This window comes from Aerophototrophica crusticola (genome assembly GCF_012913305.1).
Classification (GTDB): domain Bacteria; phylum Pseudomonadota; class Alphaproteobacteria; order Azospirillales; family Azospirillaceae; genus Niveispirillum; species Niveispirillum crusticola.
Genome location: NZ_CP051775.1, coordinates 701,324 through 715,462 on the forward strand (window position 1 = coordinate 701,324; position 14,139 = coordinate 715,462).

Here is a 14,139-nt window from a genome sequence, read left to right on the forward strand (position 1 = left end):
AACTGACGAGTCGCGGAGCCGCAAGCGGCATTGTTGGGCCGAGTCGCGCCAGGGATTCCACTGGCCCCCGACCTGTTGCCGGAAAGACTCGCAAGTGAATCGGCGCGGCCACAGTCATGGCGCTACCTCCCCCGGAAGGGGTAGGCCGATGCGGCGGATTTCCCAGCGCAACTCCACGCCGCTGGTCTCCCGCACCCGGCGGCGCACCGTCTCGCCCAGCGACTCGATGTCCGCGGCGGTGGCGTCCCCCAGGTTCAGCAGGAAGTTGCAGTGCTTCTCCGAGACCTGCGCCCCGCCGATGGCCAAGCCGCGGCACCCCGCCGCGTCGATCAACTGCCAGGCCTTGTGCCCCTCGGGGTTGGCGAAGGTGCTGCCGCCGGTGCGGGCGCGCACGGGCTGGCTGTCGGCACGGGCCTGCTGGATGGCGTCGATGCGGGCCTTCACCACCGACCCGTCCTCCGGGCGGCCCTGGAAGGTGGCGCGGGTGAAGATGACGTCGTCCGGCACGCCGCAGTGGCGGTAGGTCAGGTGCAGGGCGTCGCGGTCATAGATGTGGGTGCGGCCCTGGCGGTCGATGCCCCGGGCGTCGGTGATGACATCCACCACCTCCCCGCCATAGGCGCCGGCGTTCATGCGCACGGCCCCCCCGATGGTCCCGGGGATGCCGGACAGGAACTCCAGGCCGCCCAGCCCATGCTGCTGCGCGGTCAGGGCCACGGTCAGGTCCAGGGCGCCGGCCCCCGCGGTCACGCTGGTCCCCTCCACCGCCACCTCGGCGAAGGGGCCGCCGAGGCGGATGGTCACGCCGGGCACGCCGCCGTCGCGGACCAGCAGGTTGCTGGCGACGCCGATCACGGTCACCGGCACATCCGCCGGGCAGCCGGCCAGGAAGGCGGCCAGATCCTCCTCATCCGCCGGGCGGAACAGCACCTCCGCCGGGCCGCCGACGCGGAACCAGGTCATCGGCCCCAACGGCGCGCCCGCCTGCAACCGGCCGCGCACGGGCGGCAGTCGCGTCAGCAGGTCCTTGCCGGAGAGGGCCAGGTCGGTCACCGCGGCGCCCCCTTGTCCAGGCCGAACAGCCGGTCCAGCTCCGCCGGCAGGCTGGCCGCCCACTGGGTGATGTTGCCGGCGCCGAGGCAGACCACCATGTCGCCCGGCCGGGCCATGTCGCGCACCAGGCTGGGCAGCGCCTCGGGCGAGGGGAGGGCCACGGCCTGCCGGTGGCCGCGGGACCGCAGCCCCTCCACCAGGGCCTCCTTGCTGGCGCCCTCTATGGGCTGCTCGCCGGCGGCATACACATCGGCCACGATCACCGCGTCGGCGTCGTTGAAGCAGGCGCAGAACTCGTTGAACAGGCTGGACAGGCGGCTGTAGCGGTGGGGCTGCACCACGGCGATGGTGCGGCCGGTGCCGGCCATGCGGGCCGCCTTCAGCACCGCCTGGATCTCCACGGGGTGGTGGCCGTAATCGTCGATGACGACGATGCCGTTGCTCTCCCCGGTCTTGGTGAAGCGGCGCTTGACCCCGGTGAAGCGGGCATAGGATTGGCGGATCGCCTCGTCCGGGATGCCCATGTTGATGGCCACGGCGATGGCGGCCAGGGAGTTCTGGACGTTGTGCAGGCCGTACATGGGCAGGTGCACGCCCTGCACCACCCGCGCCTCCCCCATCACCCGCTCCGACACCGCCACGTCGTAGAAGCAGCCGCGGGTGTTGGTCTCCACGTTCACGGCGCGCACGTCGGCCTGGGGGCTGAAGCCGTAGGTGACGATGCGGCGGTCCACGCGGCCGATCAGGGCCTGCACCTCCGGGTGGTCGATGCACAGGGCCGCGAAACCGTAGAAGGGGATGTTCTCCACGAACCGGTCGAAGGCCTTCTTCACCTCCTCGAAGGTGCCGTAATGGTCCAGGTGCTCCGGGTCGATGTTGGTGACGATGCCGATGGTGGCGGGCAGGCGGGTGAAGGTGCCGTCGCTCTCGTCCGCCTCCACCACCATCCAGTCGCCGGCGCCCAGCTTGGCATTGGTGCCGATGCTGTTGATGATGCCGCCGTTGATGATGGTGGGGTCGAAGCCGGCGCCGTCCAGCAATGCTGCGACCATGCTCGTCGTCGTGGTCTTGCCGTGGGTGCCGGCGATGGCGATGGACCATTTCAGGCGCATCAACTCACCCAGCATCTCCGCCCGGCGGACGACGGGAAGCAGGTTGGACCGGGCCTGCACGACCTCCGGGTTGTCCTTCTTCACGGCGCTGGAGATGACGATGACGGCGGCCTCGCCGACATTCTCCGCCCGGTGGCCGATCTCCACCTTGATGCCCAGCTTGCGCAGGCGCTGGACATTGTAATTGTCCGCCACGTCGCTGCCCTGGACCGCATAGCCGAGGTTGTGCAGCACCTCCGCGATGCCGGACATGCCGATGCCGCCGATGCCGACGAAGTGGATGGTCCCGATGTTCAGCGGCAGGGCCCGCATGGCGTCACTCCAGGAAATCCGGCAACGGGCCGGTCAGGTCGTCAAGGCAGGGGTCGAAGCTGTCGGCGTCCGGCAGCGCCGGGCCGGGGGGCGCAGAAACCACGTCTTCACCCCTGATGTCACCCACCAGCAGGGGGAAGCGGCCCACCAATTCGTGGATCGGGGGCAGGGCGGGATGGAAAGCGGGATGGATGCTCATGCCGCCATCTCCCCGCTCCCACTGCCGCCATCGGCGGCGACCAGCCGCAGCACCGCGTCCGCCAGCCGCTGGGCGGCATCCGGGATGCCCCAGGATGCCGCGGCCTTCGCGGCCTCCGTCAACGCATGGGGGTCGGCGAACAGGGCCTCCAGCTTCCGTGCCAGCGCTTCCGGTGAGAAGCTGCCGTTCTGGGGCATGACCCAGGCGCCGCCGGCTGCCTCGATGGACTTGGCGTTGGCGGCCTGGTGGTCGTCCATGGCGTGGGGGTAGGGCACCAGGATGGCGGGGCGGCCCGCCACCGACAGCTCCGCCACCGTGCCGGCGCCGGACCGGCCGATCATCAGGTGGCAATGGGCCAAGCGATCCGGCATGTCCTTGAAGAAGGGCGCCAGGGTGGCGTCCACGCCCATCTTCACATAGGCGTCGCGGGCCTCGTTGATGTTCTCCGGCCTGGCCTGCTGCACGACCTTCAGGCGCAGGCGGGTGGCCTCCGGCAGCATGGCGATGGCGCGGGGAACCACCTCCCCGAACACGCTGGCCCCCTGGCTGCCGCCGGTGACCAGCAGGTTCAGCGGGCCCTGGTGGCAGGGGGCGGGGTAGGGGCAGTCCCGCAAGGACAGGATGGCCGGGCGCACCGGGTTGCCGGTGCGGACGATGCGGCGCCCGTCGGCCGCACCCAGGCCCTTCACCTCGGGGAAGCTGGTGCAGATCAGGCGGGCCTTGCCGGCCAGCAGCTTGTTGGCCCGGCCCAGCACGGCGTTCTGCTCATGCAGCACGGTGGGGATGCCCGCCTGCTGGGCGGCGAACACGGTGGGGACGGAAGGATAGCCGCCGAAGCCCACCACCAGGGACGGTTTCAGGCTGCGCAACAGGGTGCGGGCCTGGGCCGTGCCGGCCACCAGCTCCACCACCATGCGGACCTTGCCCACGATGCCCGGGGCGGCGGTGGCGGCGCGGATGCGCTCCACCCGCACGGCGGGCAGGGCATCGCCGAAGGCCTTGCCGCGGATGTCGGTCACCAGCACCACGTCCCGGCCGCGGTCCAGCAGCTCCCGCGCCAGCGCTTCCGCCGGGAACATGTGCCCGCCGGTGCCCCCGGCGGCCAGGATGACGGGGCCTTGGCTCACGTGGCCTCCCCCGCGCCGAAGCGCCTGCGGGTCAGGGCCAGCAGCATGCCCATGCCGATGCCCAGCGCGATCAGGGACGAGCCGCCATAGCTGATGAAGGGCAGGGTCATGCCCTTGGTGGGCATCAGGTGCAGGCTGGACGCCATGTTGATGAAGGCCTGCAGGCCGAACTGCATGGTCAGGCCGGCGGCGGCCAGCATGACGAACAGGCTCTGGTCGTTGTGGGCGCGCATGAAGCTGCGCAGCACGACGAAGGCGAACAGCAGGATGATGATGACGCAGAAGATCAGCCCCAACTCCTCCCCCGCCACGGAGAAGATGAAGTCCGCATGGCTGTCGGGGATGGACATCTTCACCGTCCCCTGGCCCGGGCCGGTGCCCCAAAGGCCGCCGTTCTCGAAAGCCTCAAGCGACCGGGCGACCTGGTAATTGTCGCCGGCGGCAGGGTCCAGGAAGCGGTCCACGCGGCTCTTCACGTGGTCGAACAGGAAATAGGCGCTGACCAGGCCGGACACGCCGAGCACCACCAGGATGGCCACCAGGATGATGGGCAGTCCCGCCAGGAAGAACTGGCCGGCGAAGACGGCGGTGACGACGAAGGTCTGGCCCAGGTCGGGCTGGCTCATCAGCAGCAGCACGCAAAGGGCCCAGAGCCCGACGCAGATGGCCATGCCGGGGAAGTTCTCCTGGTTCTTCTGCAGGGCGAACAGCCAGGCGGCCACCACGGCGAAGGCGGGCTTCAGGAACTCAGACGGCTGGATGGACAGGCCGGGGACGTGCAGCCACCGGGTGGCGCCCTTGATCTCCATGCCGATGAACAGGGTCAGGAACACCCCGAGGGCCGCTGCCAGGAACATGATCACCGACAGCCGGCGCACCCCGCGGGGGCTCAACAGGCTGACGGCGAAGACCAGGCCCAGGGACGGCAACAGCACCATCAGGTGCCGCTCGATGAAGTGGAAGGTGCTGAGGCCGATGCGCTCCGCCACCGCGGGGCTGGCGGCCTGGATCAGCACCACGCCGATGACGGCGATCAGCACCACGGCAGCCAGGGTCCAGCGGTCCACCGTCCACCACCAGCGGCCCAGGATGGAATGGTCGGTGCGGGCGAAGGACATCATGCGGGCGCCCCCTGGTTCTTGTCGTTGGCCAAGGCCCGGACCTGGCGGACGAAGTCGTCGCCGCGGACCTCGAAGTTCGGGTACTGGTCGAAACTGGCGCAGGCCGGGGACAGCAGCACCACGGCCTTGCCCGCGGGGTCCTTGGCCGCGGCGGCATGGGCGGCGGGGACGGCGTTCGCCATGGTCCCGCAGCGCTCGAACGCCACGCCGCGGGCGGACAGCCACGCGGCGAAGTCCTCCGTCGCCTCCCCGATCAGGAAGGCGCGGGCCACGTTGGGCATGAAGCCATCCAGCCCCTCCAGCCCGGTGTCCTTGGGCTTGCCGCCCAGGATCCAATAGATGGGGGCGTAGCAGGCCAGGGCCTTGGCCGCGGCGTCGGCGTTGGTGGCCTTGCTGTCATTGATGAACCGCACCCCGTCCAGGGTCGCCACCAGCTGCTGCCGGTGGGCGAGGCCCGGGAAGGTGCGCATTGCCGCGGCGATGGCTTCCGCGCCCACGCCGGCGGCGCGGCACAGGGCATAGGCGGCGCAGGCGTTCTGCCAATTGTGCCGGCCGGGCAGGGCGGGGCAGTCGCGCAGGTCGATGATCCGGGTACCCCCATCCATCAGGATACCGTCGGGGCGGAGATGCCGTTCGGGACATGCTGCTCGGCGCTGATCCGGATGACGGTACGCCCGCCCTCCGCCTCCAGCGCGTCGGCCATGGCCGCGGTGTGCGGGTCGTCGATGCCCAGGATGGCGACAGGGGCGGGGGCGCCGGGCTGGAACGCCAGCCGCTTGGCCGCCACATACCCGTCCATCCCGCCATGGCGGTCAAGGTGGTCCGGGGTGATGTTAAGCAGCACCGCCGCGTCGAAGCCCAGGCTGGGGGTCAGCTCAAGCTGGTAGCTGGACATCTCCAGCACGTACACGTCGCCCTTGCCCAAGGGGGCGAAGGACAGGACGGGGATGCCCAGGTTCCCGCCCACCTCAACCCGCAGGCCAACCTCCTTCAGGATGTGGCCGGTGAGGGCGGTGGTGGTGGACTTGCCGTTGGTGCCCGTGATGCCGAGGTAGGTGGCGTCCGGTTGGGCCCGCCGCAGCAGCTCCACGTCGCCGATGATGGGAACGCCGGCCGCCTTGGCCCGTGCCGCCACCGAGTGGGGGGCGGGGAAGGTGTGGGGGATGCCGGGGGACAGGACCAAAGCGGCCACGCCGGACAGGTCGGCGCTGTGCAGGTCCGTCAAGGCGATGCCGGCCTTCGTCGCGGCCTCACGGCCGGCGGCGCCGTCGTCCCAGGCCAGCACCTCCGCCCCGCCGGCGGCCAGGGCGCGGGCGGCCGTCAGGCCGGAGCGGGCGAGGCCCATCACCGCATAACGCTGTCCCTTCAGGGCGGAGAGGTCGATCATCCCGCCCCCTCAGCGCAGCTTGAGGGTGGAGAGGCCCACCAGGGCCAGGATCACCGCGATGATCCAGAAGCGGATGACCACCGTCGGCTCCGACCAGCCCTTCTTCTCGAAGTGGTGGTGGATGGGGGCCATCCGGAAGACGCGCTTGCCGGTCAGCTTGAAGCTGGCCACCTGGATCATCACCGACAGCGCCTCCAGCACGAACAGGCCGCCGACGATGGCCAGCACGATCTCATGCTTGGTGATCACGGCGATGGCGCCCAGGGCGCCGCCCACGGAAAGGGACCCGGTGTCGCCCATGAAGACCATGGCCGGTGGGGCGTTGAACCACAGGAAGCCCAGGCCGGCCCCCACCAGCGCGCCGCAGAACACCGCCAGCTCACCCGTGCCGGGCACGTGCTGGATGCCCAGGTAGTTGGAGAAGATGACGTTGCCGCAGAGATAGGCGATCAGGGCGAAGCAGGCGGCGGCGATCATGATCGGCACGGTGGCCAGCCCGTCCAGCCCGTCCGTCAGGTTCACGGCATGGCTGGACCCGATGATCACCACCACGGCGAAGGGCACGAAGAACCAGCCCAGGTTCAGGGCGATGTCCTTGAAGAAGGGCAGCGCCAGCCCGGTGTCGAGGGGGGAGGGGGTGGCCGCCATGTACCAGCCCACCGCGGCCACGGCCACGACGATGGTGCCGGCCATCTTGGCCTTGCTGGACAGGCCGGCGGTGTTGCGCTTGGTCAGCTTCAGGAAGTCGTCGCCGAAGCCCACGAGCCCGAAGCCCACGGTCACCAGCAAGACGATCCAGGTATAGGTGTTGGTCAGGTCCACCCACAGCAGGGTGCTGACGATCACGGCGATCATGATCATCAGCCCGCCCATGGTGGGCGTGCCCTTCTTCTTCAGGTGGGTCTCCAGGTACTGCTCCCGGATGGGCTGCCCGCTGCCCTGGACGGACTTCAGCCAGCGGATCACATGCGGGCCGATGACGAAGCTGATGACCAGCGACGTCAGGATGGCCCCACCCGTCCGGAAGGTGATGTACCGGAACAGGTTGAAGAGCTGGAATTCATCCGCCCAGGGATACAGCAGGTTGTACAGCATTCTCGTCTCTTAGGTGCCCGAAGCGGCCATGGCGGGCGCGTCGGCGCGGGTCGCCTGGTTGTCGTGGTCCAGCGCCAGCAGGGCCTCCACCACCGCACCCATGCGGCTGCCGGCGGAGCCCTTGACCATGACCACGTCCCCGGCCCGGACGGCGTCCGCGACGAGGGGGGCCAGGCTGGCGCTGTCGTCCGTATGCCGCCCGCGCATGGCGGCGGGCAAGCGGTCAAAAAGGTGGCGCATCAGTGGTCCACAACAGAACACAAGGTCGGCGCCCGCGGCCTTGAACGGCTCGGCCAAGCCGGCGTGCAGGCTGGCGCCCTGGCCGCCCAGCTCCCGCATGTCGCCCAGCACGGCGATGCGTCGGCCCCCGGCGCCCGGGTCGGTCTTGCCCAGCACGGTGGCCGACGCCGCCACGCTGACCGGGCTTGCGTTGTAGCTCTCATCGATCAGGGTGAAGCTGCCCTTGGACAGTTGCACCCGCCGGCGCATGCCGCGGCCCTTGATGGCCTGCAACTGGGACAAGCCGCGGGCGGCGCTGCCCACGTCCCCGCCCGCGGCCTTCACCGCCAGCAGGACGCCCAGGCTGTTCAGCACATGGTGACGGCCGGGCAGGGACAGGCAGTACTGCACCCGCTCCCCCCTGATGTCCGCGGTGACGGCGGAGGAGGTGGCGTGCAGGGAGCAATCCACCAGCCGCGCGTCCGCCTGGTCATGGGCGCCGAAGCTCCAGACCTTGGTCAGGCCTTGCGTCCGGGCCGCGGCCAGCAGCCGGGCGAAGTGGGGGTTGTCCCGGTTCAGGATGGCGGTGCCGTTGGGGTCCATCCCCTCGAAGATCTCCGCCTTGGCGTCGGCGATCCCCTCGACGCTGCTGAAGAACTCCAGGTGGACGGCCTCCACCGTGGTTATGATGGCCACGTCGGGCTTCACCATGCGCGACAGGGGCCCGATCTCCCCCGCATGGTTCATGCCCAACTCGATGATGGCATAGTCGCTGTCCACGGGCATGCGGGCCAGGGTCAGCGGCACGCCCATGTGGTTGTTCAGGTTGCCGGTGGTCGCATAGGTCTTGCCCTGGCTGTCCAGGCAGGCCTTCAGCGCCTCCTTGGTGCCGGTCTTGCCGACGCTGCCGGTGACGGCGATGACCTTGCCCCGCAGGTTCAGGCGGCTGACGCGGCCAAGGTCCTCCAACGCGGTGAGGCCGTCCTCCACCAGAAGCAGGGGCGCGTCGGCCGGCAGTCCCGGCGGGACGGCGGGGACGATGGCCGCCGCGGCGCCCTTTGCCAGGGCGTCGGCGACGAAGGCGGTGCCGTCGAAGTTCGGGCCGCGGAGCGCCACGAACAGGTCGCCCGGCTGGACGGTCCGGCTGTCGATCGACACGCCGGTCGCCACCCAGCGCCCCGGCGTTCGTCCGGACGGGTGGCGGCCGTTGGTGGCGGCCGCCGCGTCTGCCGCGGTCCACAGGATGTCGGTGCCGGATGCCGTCTTCATGCCGTCAACTCCTGCCCTATCCCAAGATCTCCGCCACCGCGGCGCGGGCCACCGTGGCGTCGTCGAAGGGGCGGACCTCGGTCCCGATGATCTGCCCCTGCTCATGCCCCTTGCCGGCGACGACCAGCACGTCGCCCGGCCCCAGCTCACCCACCGCCAGGCGGATGGCCTTGGCCCGGTCGTCCACCTCCGTGGCGCCCGGGCAGCCCTCCATCACGGCGGCGCGGATGCTGGCCGGCACCTCCGTCCGGGGGTTGTCGTCTGTGACGATCACCCGGTCGGCCAGCCGCGCCGCGATCTCCCCATCATCGGCCGCTTGCCCCGGTCGCGGTCGCCGCCGCAGCCGAAGACCACCGACAGCCGGCCCAAGGTATGGGGCCGCAAGGATTTCAATACGGTTTCCAAACCGTCCGGCGTGTGGGCGTAATCCACATAGACCGCCGCCCCGTTGGGCAGGGTGGCCGCCAGCTCCAGCCGGCCGCGCACCACTTTCGAATTCGAAAGTTGGTCGGCGGCCCGCTCCGGGTCCTCGCCCGTGCCGATGGCAAGGCCCAGGGCACACAGCGCGTTCCACACCTGGAACCGGCCCACCAGCGGCAGCTCGATGGTCCGGGCCTTGCCGAACACCTCGAGTTCCAGCCGCTGGCCGTGGGGCAGGGGGGTCAGGTCCAGGACCCGCAATTCCTTGCCATTGGTGCCGAAGCCGATGACCGTCTGCTTGCGGGCCCGGCACAGGGCGGACAGCTGCTCGAACTCCGGGATGTCGGCGTTGATGGTGGCGGTGGCGCCCTTGGGCATCACCCGCTCGAACAGCATGGCCTTGGCCTTGAAATAGGCCTCCATGGTGCCGTGGTAGTCCAGATGGTCCCGGGTCAGGTTGGTGAAGCCCGCGGACGAGACCAGCACCCCGTCCAGCCGGAACTGGTCCAGCCCGTGGCTGGACGCCTCCATGGCCAGGTGGGTGACGCCGGCCCTGGCGACCTCTGCCAGGGTGCGGTGCAGGTCGATGGGGTCGGGGGTGGTCAGGCTGCCGGACTGGGGGAAGCCTGGGGCCACCAGCCCCAGCGTGCCCATGGCGCCGGCCTTGTGGCCCAGCCCTTCCCAGATCTGGCGGGTGAACTGGGCCGTGCTGGTCTTGCCGTTGGTGCCGGTGACGGCGGCGATCTTCGCGGGCTGGGCGGCATGGAAGGCCGCGGCCAGCAGGGCCAGGCGGCGGCGCGGGTTCTCATCCTCGATCAGGGCCACATGCTCGCAGCCCGGGGGCAGGGCGGTGCCCTTGGGCGCCAGGATGGCGACGGCGCCCTGGGCCACGGCCTGCGGGATGAAGGCACGCCCATCATGCGCGGTGCCCGGCAACGCTGCGAACAGCGTGCCGGGCACCACCTTGCGGCTGTCGGCGGTCAGGGCCGTGATCGGCGGGTCGCGTTCCAGCGCCAGCGCCGACACGGCGATCTCGGTCCGTGAGGCCATGAGCTCCGACAGTCTCCTCATCGTTGCCCGCCCGTGGGGAAGGAGGCGAGCTGGGTGGTCACGGGCTTAGCCTGCGCGGGGTTTATGGCGAGGGCTTGGATGATCTCGGGCGATTGCGCGTCCACCGGCCGGACACCCAGCAGCGGGCCGATCTGCTGGACGATGCGGCCCACGGTGGGGGCGCCCACCCAGCCGCCGGTGGCGTAGCCGAAGGTCTTCTTGCTGCCCTTGGGCTCGTCCACCATGACATAGACCACGTATTTCGGGTCATGCATGGGGAAGGCGCCGAGGAAGGAGGAGATGCGGCTGGACCGGCTGTAGCCCTTGTTCTTCACCTTCTCCGCCGTGCCGGTCTTGCCGCCCACCACATAGCCCGGGACCTCCGCCATCTTGGCGGTGCCCTCGGTGACCACCAGGCGCATCAGCTTGCGCATCACGTCGCTGGTCCGCTCGCTGATGACGCGGGTGCCGGGGATCTCTTCCCCCTTCTCGCGCTTCAGCACCGTGGCTGGGTGGAACACGCCGCCGTTCACCATGCCCGCGGCGGCGGTGACCGTGTGCACCGGGCTGACGGACATGCCGTGCCCGAAGCTGATGGTCATCATGTTCACCTCGCGCCAGGGGTTCGGCACCATGGGCCAGCCCAGCTCGGGGATCTCCAGGTTGACGGGCTTCAGGAAGCCCAGCTTGGCCATGAAATCCTTCTGGCCGGCGGGGCCCACCTGCTCCGCCATGCGGACAGAGCCGATGTTCGACGACTCGCGGAAGATGTCCGGCACGTCCATCCAGTGGTTGACCGGGTGGTAGTCGGAGATGGTGAAGCGGCCGATGCGGATCGGGCGCGTGGTGTCGTACATGTCGTGCAGCCGGACCTTGCCCGACTCCAGCGCCATGGCCGTGTTGAAGATCTTGAAGGTGGAGCCCATCTCGTACACGCCGAGCGTGTTCCGGTTGAACCGGGGGTCCAGGTCCTGGTCCTCGATGGGGGCGGGGGGGCTGTGCGGGTCGAAGTCCGGCAGGCTGACCATGGCCAGGATCTCGCCGGTCTTCACGTCCATGACCATGCCGGCCGCGCCGATGGCCCGGAAGTCGTCGATGGTGGTCGTCAGCTCCTTGCGCAGGATGTGCTGCATGCGCACGTCGATGGAGAGCTGGAGCGGCCCGTCCATCTCCTTCAGCTTCTTGTCGAAGGCCTGCTCGATGCCCATCAGGCCTTGGTTGTCGATGCCGGTGAAGCCGACCACGTGGGCCGCCAGGTTGCCCTGCGGGTAGATGCGCCGCTCCTCCCGCTGGAAGGCGATGCCCGGGATGCCCAGCCGGTTGATCTCATACTGCTGCTTGGGGCCCAGGTTGCGGCGGATCCAGACGAAGCGCTTGTCCGCCTTCAGGTCCGCGACCAGCGCCTTCTGGTCCAGGTCCGGCAGCACGGTGGCCAGCTGCTGCGCCGCCTCCATGGGGTCGAGGATCAGCTTGGGGTCGGCATAGAGGGACTGGGTGGTCAGCGAGGTGGCCAGCAGCACCCCGTTGCGGTCCACGATGTCGGCCCGGCCGTTGTGGGCGTTGCGCGCGGCGGCGTGGGGGGCGGACGGCTCCGCCCCGCCGGCCAGCACGGTGGCGTCCACCAGCTTCACGCCCACGGCGCCGAAGGCCATGGCGAACATGGCCGCCGTCACCAGCAGGCGGGCGCGCCCCTGCTCCAGCGCCGCGGCCGCCTTGTTGCCGACGCGTACCCGCGGCTCCGGCCGGCCGCCCTGGCGGCGGTCCATGCCGGCGATGTCGAAGCCGGTGAGCGAGAGGGGCGCGTCGGTCATCGGGCGGCTCCGTAGTTGACCATGACGACAGGGGCCTTGGCGGTATCGCCGGGCCGGGCCTTGGGCGGCGCGTCGGCGCTGGCGACCTCCACCTTGGACGGGGCGCGGTCCAGGCGGCTGCCGGGCTTGCGGCCGGGCACGGGGCTGGTGGGCAGGCTGGCCACCAGCATCGGGTCCACCTGCGGGATGGCGTCCAGGCCGACGATCTGCGTGCTCTTGGTGGGCTGCAGGATCATGTGCTCCGCCACCAGCCGCTCGATCCGGGTCGGGTCGTTAAGGTAGGCCCACTCCGCCTTCAGCACCTGGATGGCTTCCTGCTCGGCCACGATCTGGCGGTTCAGGCGGGCCAGCTGCTCCTCCTGCTCCTGCACCTCGTAGCTGGTCTGGTAGAGGATGGCGCTGGCCATGCAGGCGAGGCCGATCCAGACGATGGTGGACTTGCCGATCATGCGGCTTCTCCCAGGACCCAGGCAGGGGCGTTGGTGCGTTCGGCGGACCGTAGGCGGGCGGACCGGGCGCGGGGGTTGGCGGCCAGCTCGGCCTCGCCGGCCTTGGTGCCGGAGCGGTCGGTGAGCCGGAAGGTGGGGGCGGGGCCCGCCGCGGCCGGGCCGGGCAGGTGGCGCGACGGGGCGGGATTGTTGCCGGACCGGGCGCGCAGGAACTCCTTCACCACCCGGTCCTCCAGGCTGTGGAAGGTGACCACGGCCAGCCGGCCGCCGGGGGCCAGCAGCCGCTCCGCCGCCTCCAGCCCGCGCTCCAGCTCGCCCAGCTCGTCGTTCACGGCGATGCGCAGGCCCTGGAAGGTGCGGGTGGCGGGGTCGATCCCGTCCTTGGACTTGGGCACGACGGAGCGGACCAGGTCCGCCAGGTCGCCGGTCCGGGCGAAGGGCTGGGTCTTGCGGCGCTCCACGATGGCGCGGGCGATGCGGCGTGACAGCCGCTCCTCCCCGTAGCGCCACAGGGTGTCCGCCAGCTCCGCCTCCGGCAGCGTGTTGACCAAGTCGGCGGCGCTGGGCCCATCCGGCCCCATGCGCATGTCCAGCGGTCCGTCGAAGCGGAAGCTGAAGCCCCGCTCCGGGTCGTCGATCTGGGGGGAGGACACGCCGATGTCCAACGCCACGCCGTCCACCGCGGTGACGCCGCGGGCGGCCAGCAGGTCCGCCATGTCGCCGAACCGGCCGGGGACCATGGTCAGCTTGCCCGGATACTCCGCCAGCAGCGACTCGGCCCGCGCGATCGCCGCTGGGTCCCGGTCGATGCCATAGACGGCGCAGCCGGCCGCCAGCAGGGCGCGGCTGTAGCCGCCGGCGCCGAAGGTGCCGTCCACGATCACGGCGCCGGGCCGGGGGGCCAGGGCCGCCACCACCTCATCCCGCAGGACGGGGATATGCACCAGGGTCCCGGTCATGGCGCCGCCTTTGCCAGGCCGCCGGTCTTGGCCAGGATGGTGCTGAGGGAGATGTTGTTGCTGCGGGCCGTGTCGCGGCTGGCCTTCTCATGGGCGGCGAAGGCCTCCGGGTCCCAGACCTGGAAAGTCTTGCGGCGGCCGACGAAGGACACGGATTCGGAAATCCCGGCGAACTGCAGGAACTCGTCCGGGATGATGATGCGTCCCTCCGGGTCGATGGGCAGGCGCACGGAGCCGCCGAACACCGTCGTCTCGATCAGGTCGCGGTAGTCGTCGGGGGTGTTCGGGTCGTCCAGGGCGGCAGAGAGCTGCTCCAGGTACTCGATGGGGCAGGCATCCAGGGCCTGGGCCTGGAGGGAACGGAAGATCACCACCTCCGTCGGGCCGCCGCCACCGCCGACCAAGGCCGAGCGGAAGGGTGCCGGCACCGACACGCGGCCCTTCTTGTCGACCTTGTTGACGTATGTGGACAGGAACAAGCCCATCGTCCCCCACCCGATCGGTGCCCGCGGCACCGCCCCATGCGCTGTTCGTCCCCTCCTCGATCGTCCCGCCC

13 protein-coding genes and 1 pseudogene are annotated in these 14,139 nt (G+C 70.4%); all 14 read right to left on the bottom strand.

Annotated elements, in window-relative coordinates:
- Positions 1 to 114: 114 nt before the first annotated feature.
- Positions 115 to 1,044 carry a UDP-N-acetylmuramate dehydrogenase gene (murB, locus tag HHL28_RS03335; RefSeq protein ID WP_075770798.1) on the bottom strand — a complete coding sequence of 310 codons (930 nt, stop codon included), beginning with the start codon at positions 1,042 to 1,044 and terminating at the stop codon, positions 115 to 117.
- Positions 1,045 to 1,049: 5 nt separating this feature from the next.
- Positions 1,050 to 2,477 carry a UDP-N-acetylmuramate--L-alanine ligase gene (gene murC, locus HHL28_RS03340; RefSeq protein WP_075770779.1) on the bottom strand — a complete coding sequence of 476 codons (1,428 nt, stop codon included), beginning with the start codon at positions 2,475 to 2,477 and terminating at the stop codon, positions 1,050 to 1,052.
- 4 nt (positions 2,478 to 2,481) lie between these two features.
- Positions 2,482 to 2,676 carry a hypothetical protein gene (locus HHL28_RS03345; protein ID WP_075770778.1) on the bottom strand — a complete coding sequence of 65 codons (195 nt, stop codon included), beginning with the start codon at positions 2,674 to 2,676 and terminating at the stop codon, positions 2,482 to 2,484.
- Positions 2,673 to 3,803, bottom strand: coding sequence for an undecaprenyldiphospho-muramoylpentapeptide beta-N-acetylglucosaminyltransferase (gene murG, locus HHL28_RS03350; protein WP_075770777.1), 1,131 nt, complete (start codon positions 3,801 to 3,803; stop codon positions 2,673 to 2,675). Before murG ends, HHL28_RS03345 begins: the two co-directional genes overlap by 4 nt.
- Positions 3,800 to 4,924 (bottom strand): putative lipid II flippase FtsW, encoded by a 1,125-nt coding sequence (gene ftsW / locus HHL28_RS03355; protein ID WP_075770776.1) that lies wholly within the window; start codon positions 4,922 to 4,924, stop codon positions 3,800 to 3,802. Before ftsW ends, murG begins: the two co-directional genes overlap by 4 nt.
- On the bottom strand, positions 4,921 to 5,529 hold the full coding sequence (locus tag HHL28_RS18235) for a glutamate ligase domain-containing protein (RefSeq protein ID WP_404326396.1): 609 nt from the start codon (positions 5,527 to 5,529) through the stop codon (positions 4,921 to 4,923). Before HHL28_RS18235 ends, ftsW begins: the two co-directional genes overlap by 4 nt.
- Positions 5,529 to 6,311: a Mur ligase family protein gene (locus HHL28_RS18240; RefSeq protein ID WP_404326398.1), complete on the bottom strand. Its 783-nt coding sequence runs from the start codon at positions 6,309 to 6,311 to the stop codon at positions 5,529 to 5,531. The genes HHL28_RS18235 and HHL28_RS18240 overlap by 1 nt, the downstream gene beginning before the upstream one ends.
- Before the next feature lie 9 nt (positions 6,312 to 6,320).
- The gene (mraY, locus tag HHL28_RS03365; RefSeq protein WP_075770774.1) at positions 6,321 to 7,406 is read right to left on the bottom strand and encodes a phospho-N-acetylmuramoyl-pentapeptide-transferase; all 1,086 of its coding nucleotides are present in this window, start codon (positions 7,404 to 7,406) and stop codon (positions 6,321 to 6,323) included.
- Between the two features lie 9 nt (positions 7,407 to 7,415).
- Complete coding sequence (locus HHL28_RS03370; protein WP_075770773.1) at positions 7,416 to 8,894, bottom strand: UDP-N-acetylmuramoylalanyl-D-glutamyl-2,6-diaminopimelate--D-alanyl-D-alanine ligase; 1,479 nt, start codon at positions 8,892 to 8,894, stop codon at positions 7,416 to 7,418.
- Between the two features lie 16 nt (positions 8,895 to 8,910).
- Positions 8,911 to 10,385: pseudogene (locus HHL28_RS03375) on the bottom strand (UDP-N-acetylmuramoyl-L-alanyl-D-glutamate--2,6-diaminopimelate ligase).
- Positions 10,382 to 12,175, bottom strand: coding sequence for a peptidoglycan D,D-transpeptidase FtsI family protein (locus HHL28_RS03380; RefSeq protein ID WP_075770771.1), 1,794 nt, complete (start codon positions 12,173 to 12,175; stop codon positions 10,382 to 10,384). Before HHL28_RS03380 ends, HHL28_RS03375 begins: the two are co-directional and overlap by 4 nt.
- Positions 12,172 to 12,624, bottom strand: a complete 453-nt coding sequence (gene ftsL / locus HHL28_RS03385; RefSeq protein WP_075770770.1) for a cell division protein FtsL — start codon at positions 12,622 to 12,624, stop codon at positions 12,172 to 12,174. The genes HHL28_RS03380 and ftsL overlap by 4 nt, the downstream gene beginning before the upstream one ends.
- A complete protein-coding gene (rsmH, locus tag HHL28_RS03390) occupies positions 12,621 to 13,583 on the bottom strand; it encodes a 16S rRNA (cytosine(1402)-N(4))-methyltransferase RsmH (RefSeq protein ID WP_075770769.1) in 963 nt (320 codons plus the stop codon). The genes ftsL and rsmH overlap by 4 nt, the downstream gene beginning before the upstream one ends.
- Positions 13,580 to 14,068 carry a division/cell wall cluster transcriptional repressor MraZ gene (locus tag HHL28_RS03395; protein ID WP_075770768.1) on the bottom strand — a complete coding sequence of 163 codons (489 nt, stop codon included), beginning with the start codon at positions 14,066 to 14,068 and terminating at the stop codon, positions 13,580 to 13,582. Before HHL28_RS03395 ends, rsmH begins: the two co-directional genes overlap by 4 nt.
- Between the last annotated feature and the right edge of the window lie 71 nt (positions 14,069 to 14,139).

Excerpts from the sequence above, each read along its gene's own strand:
- ftsL (WP_075770770.1), bottom strand. The coding sequence starts at position 12,624 with ATGATCGGCAAGTCCACCATCGTCTGGATCGGCCTCGCCTGCATGGCC.
- HHL28_RS03395 (WP_075770768.1), bottom strand. The coding sequence starts at position 14,068 with ATGGGCTTGTTCCTGTCCACATACGTCAACAAGGTCGACAAGAAGGGC.
- murC (WP_075770779.1), bottom strand. The coding sequence starts at position 2,477 with ATGCGGGCCCTGCCGCTGAACATCGGGACCATCCACTTCGTCGGCATC.
- mraY (WP_075770774.1), bottom strand. The coding sequence starts at position 7,406 with ATGCTGTACAACCTGCTGTATCCCTGGGCGGATGAATTCCAGCTCTTC.
- HHL28_RS03380 (WP_075770771.1), bottom strand. The coding sequence starts at position 12,175 with ATGACCGACGCGCCCCTCTCGCTCACCGGCTTCGACATCGCCGGCATG.
- HHL28_RS18235 (WP_404326396.1), bottom strand. The coding sequence starts at position 5,529 with ATGGATGGGGGTACCCGGATCATCGACCTGCGCGACTGCCCCGCCCTG.
- ftsW (WP_075770776.1), bottom strand. The coding sequence starts at position 4,924 with ATGATGTCCTTCGCCCGCACCGACCATTCCATCCTGGGCCGCTGGTGG.
- HHL28_RS18240 (WP_404326398.1), bottom strand. The coding sequence starts at position 6,311 with ATGATCGACCTCTCCGCCCTGAAGGGACAGCGTTATGCGGTGATGGGC.
- HHL28_RS03370 (WP_075770773.1), bottom strand. The coding sequence starts at position 8,894 with ATGAAGACGGCATCCGGCACCGACATCCTGTGGACCGCGGCAGACGCG.
- rsmH (WP_075770769.1), bottom strand. The coding sequence starts at position 13,583 with ATGACCGGGACCCTGGTGCATATCCCCGTCCTGCGGGATGAGGTGGTG.
- HHL28_RS03345 (WP_075770778.1), bottom strand. The coding sequence starts at position 2,676 with ATGAGCATCCATCCCGCTTTCCATCCCGCCCTGCCCCCGATCCACGAA.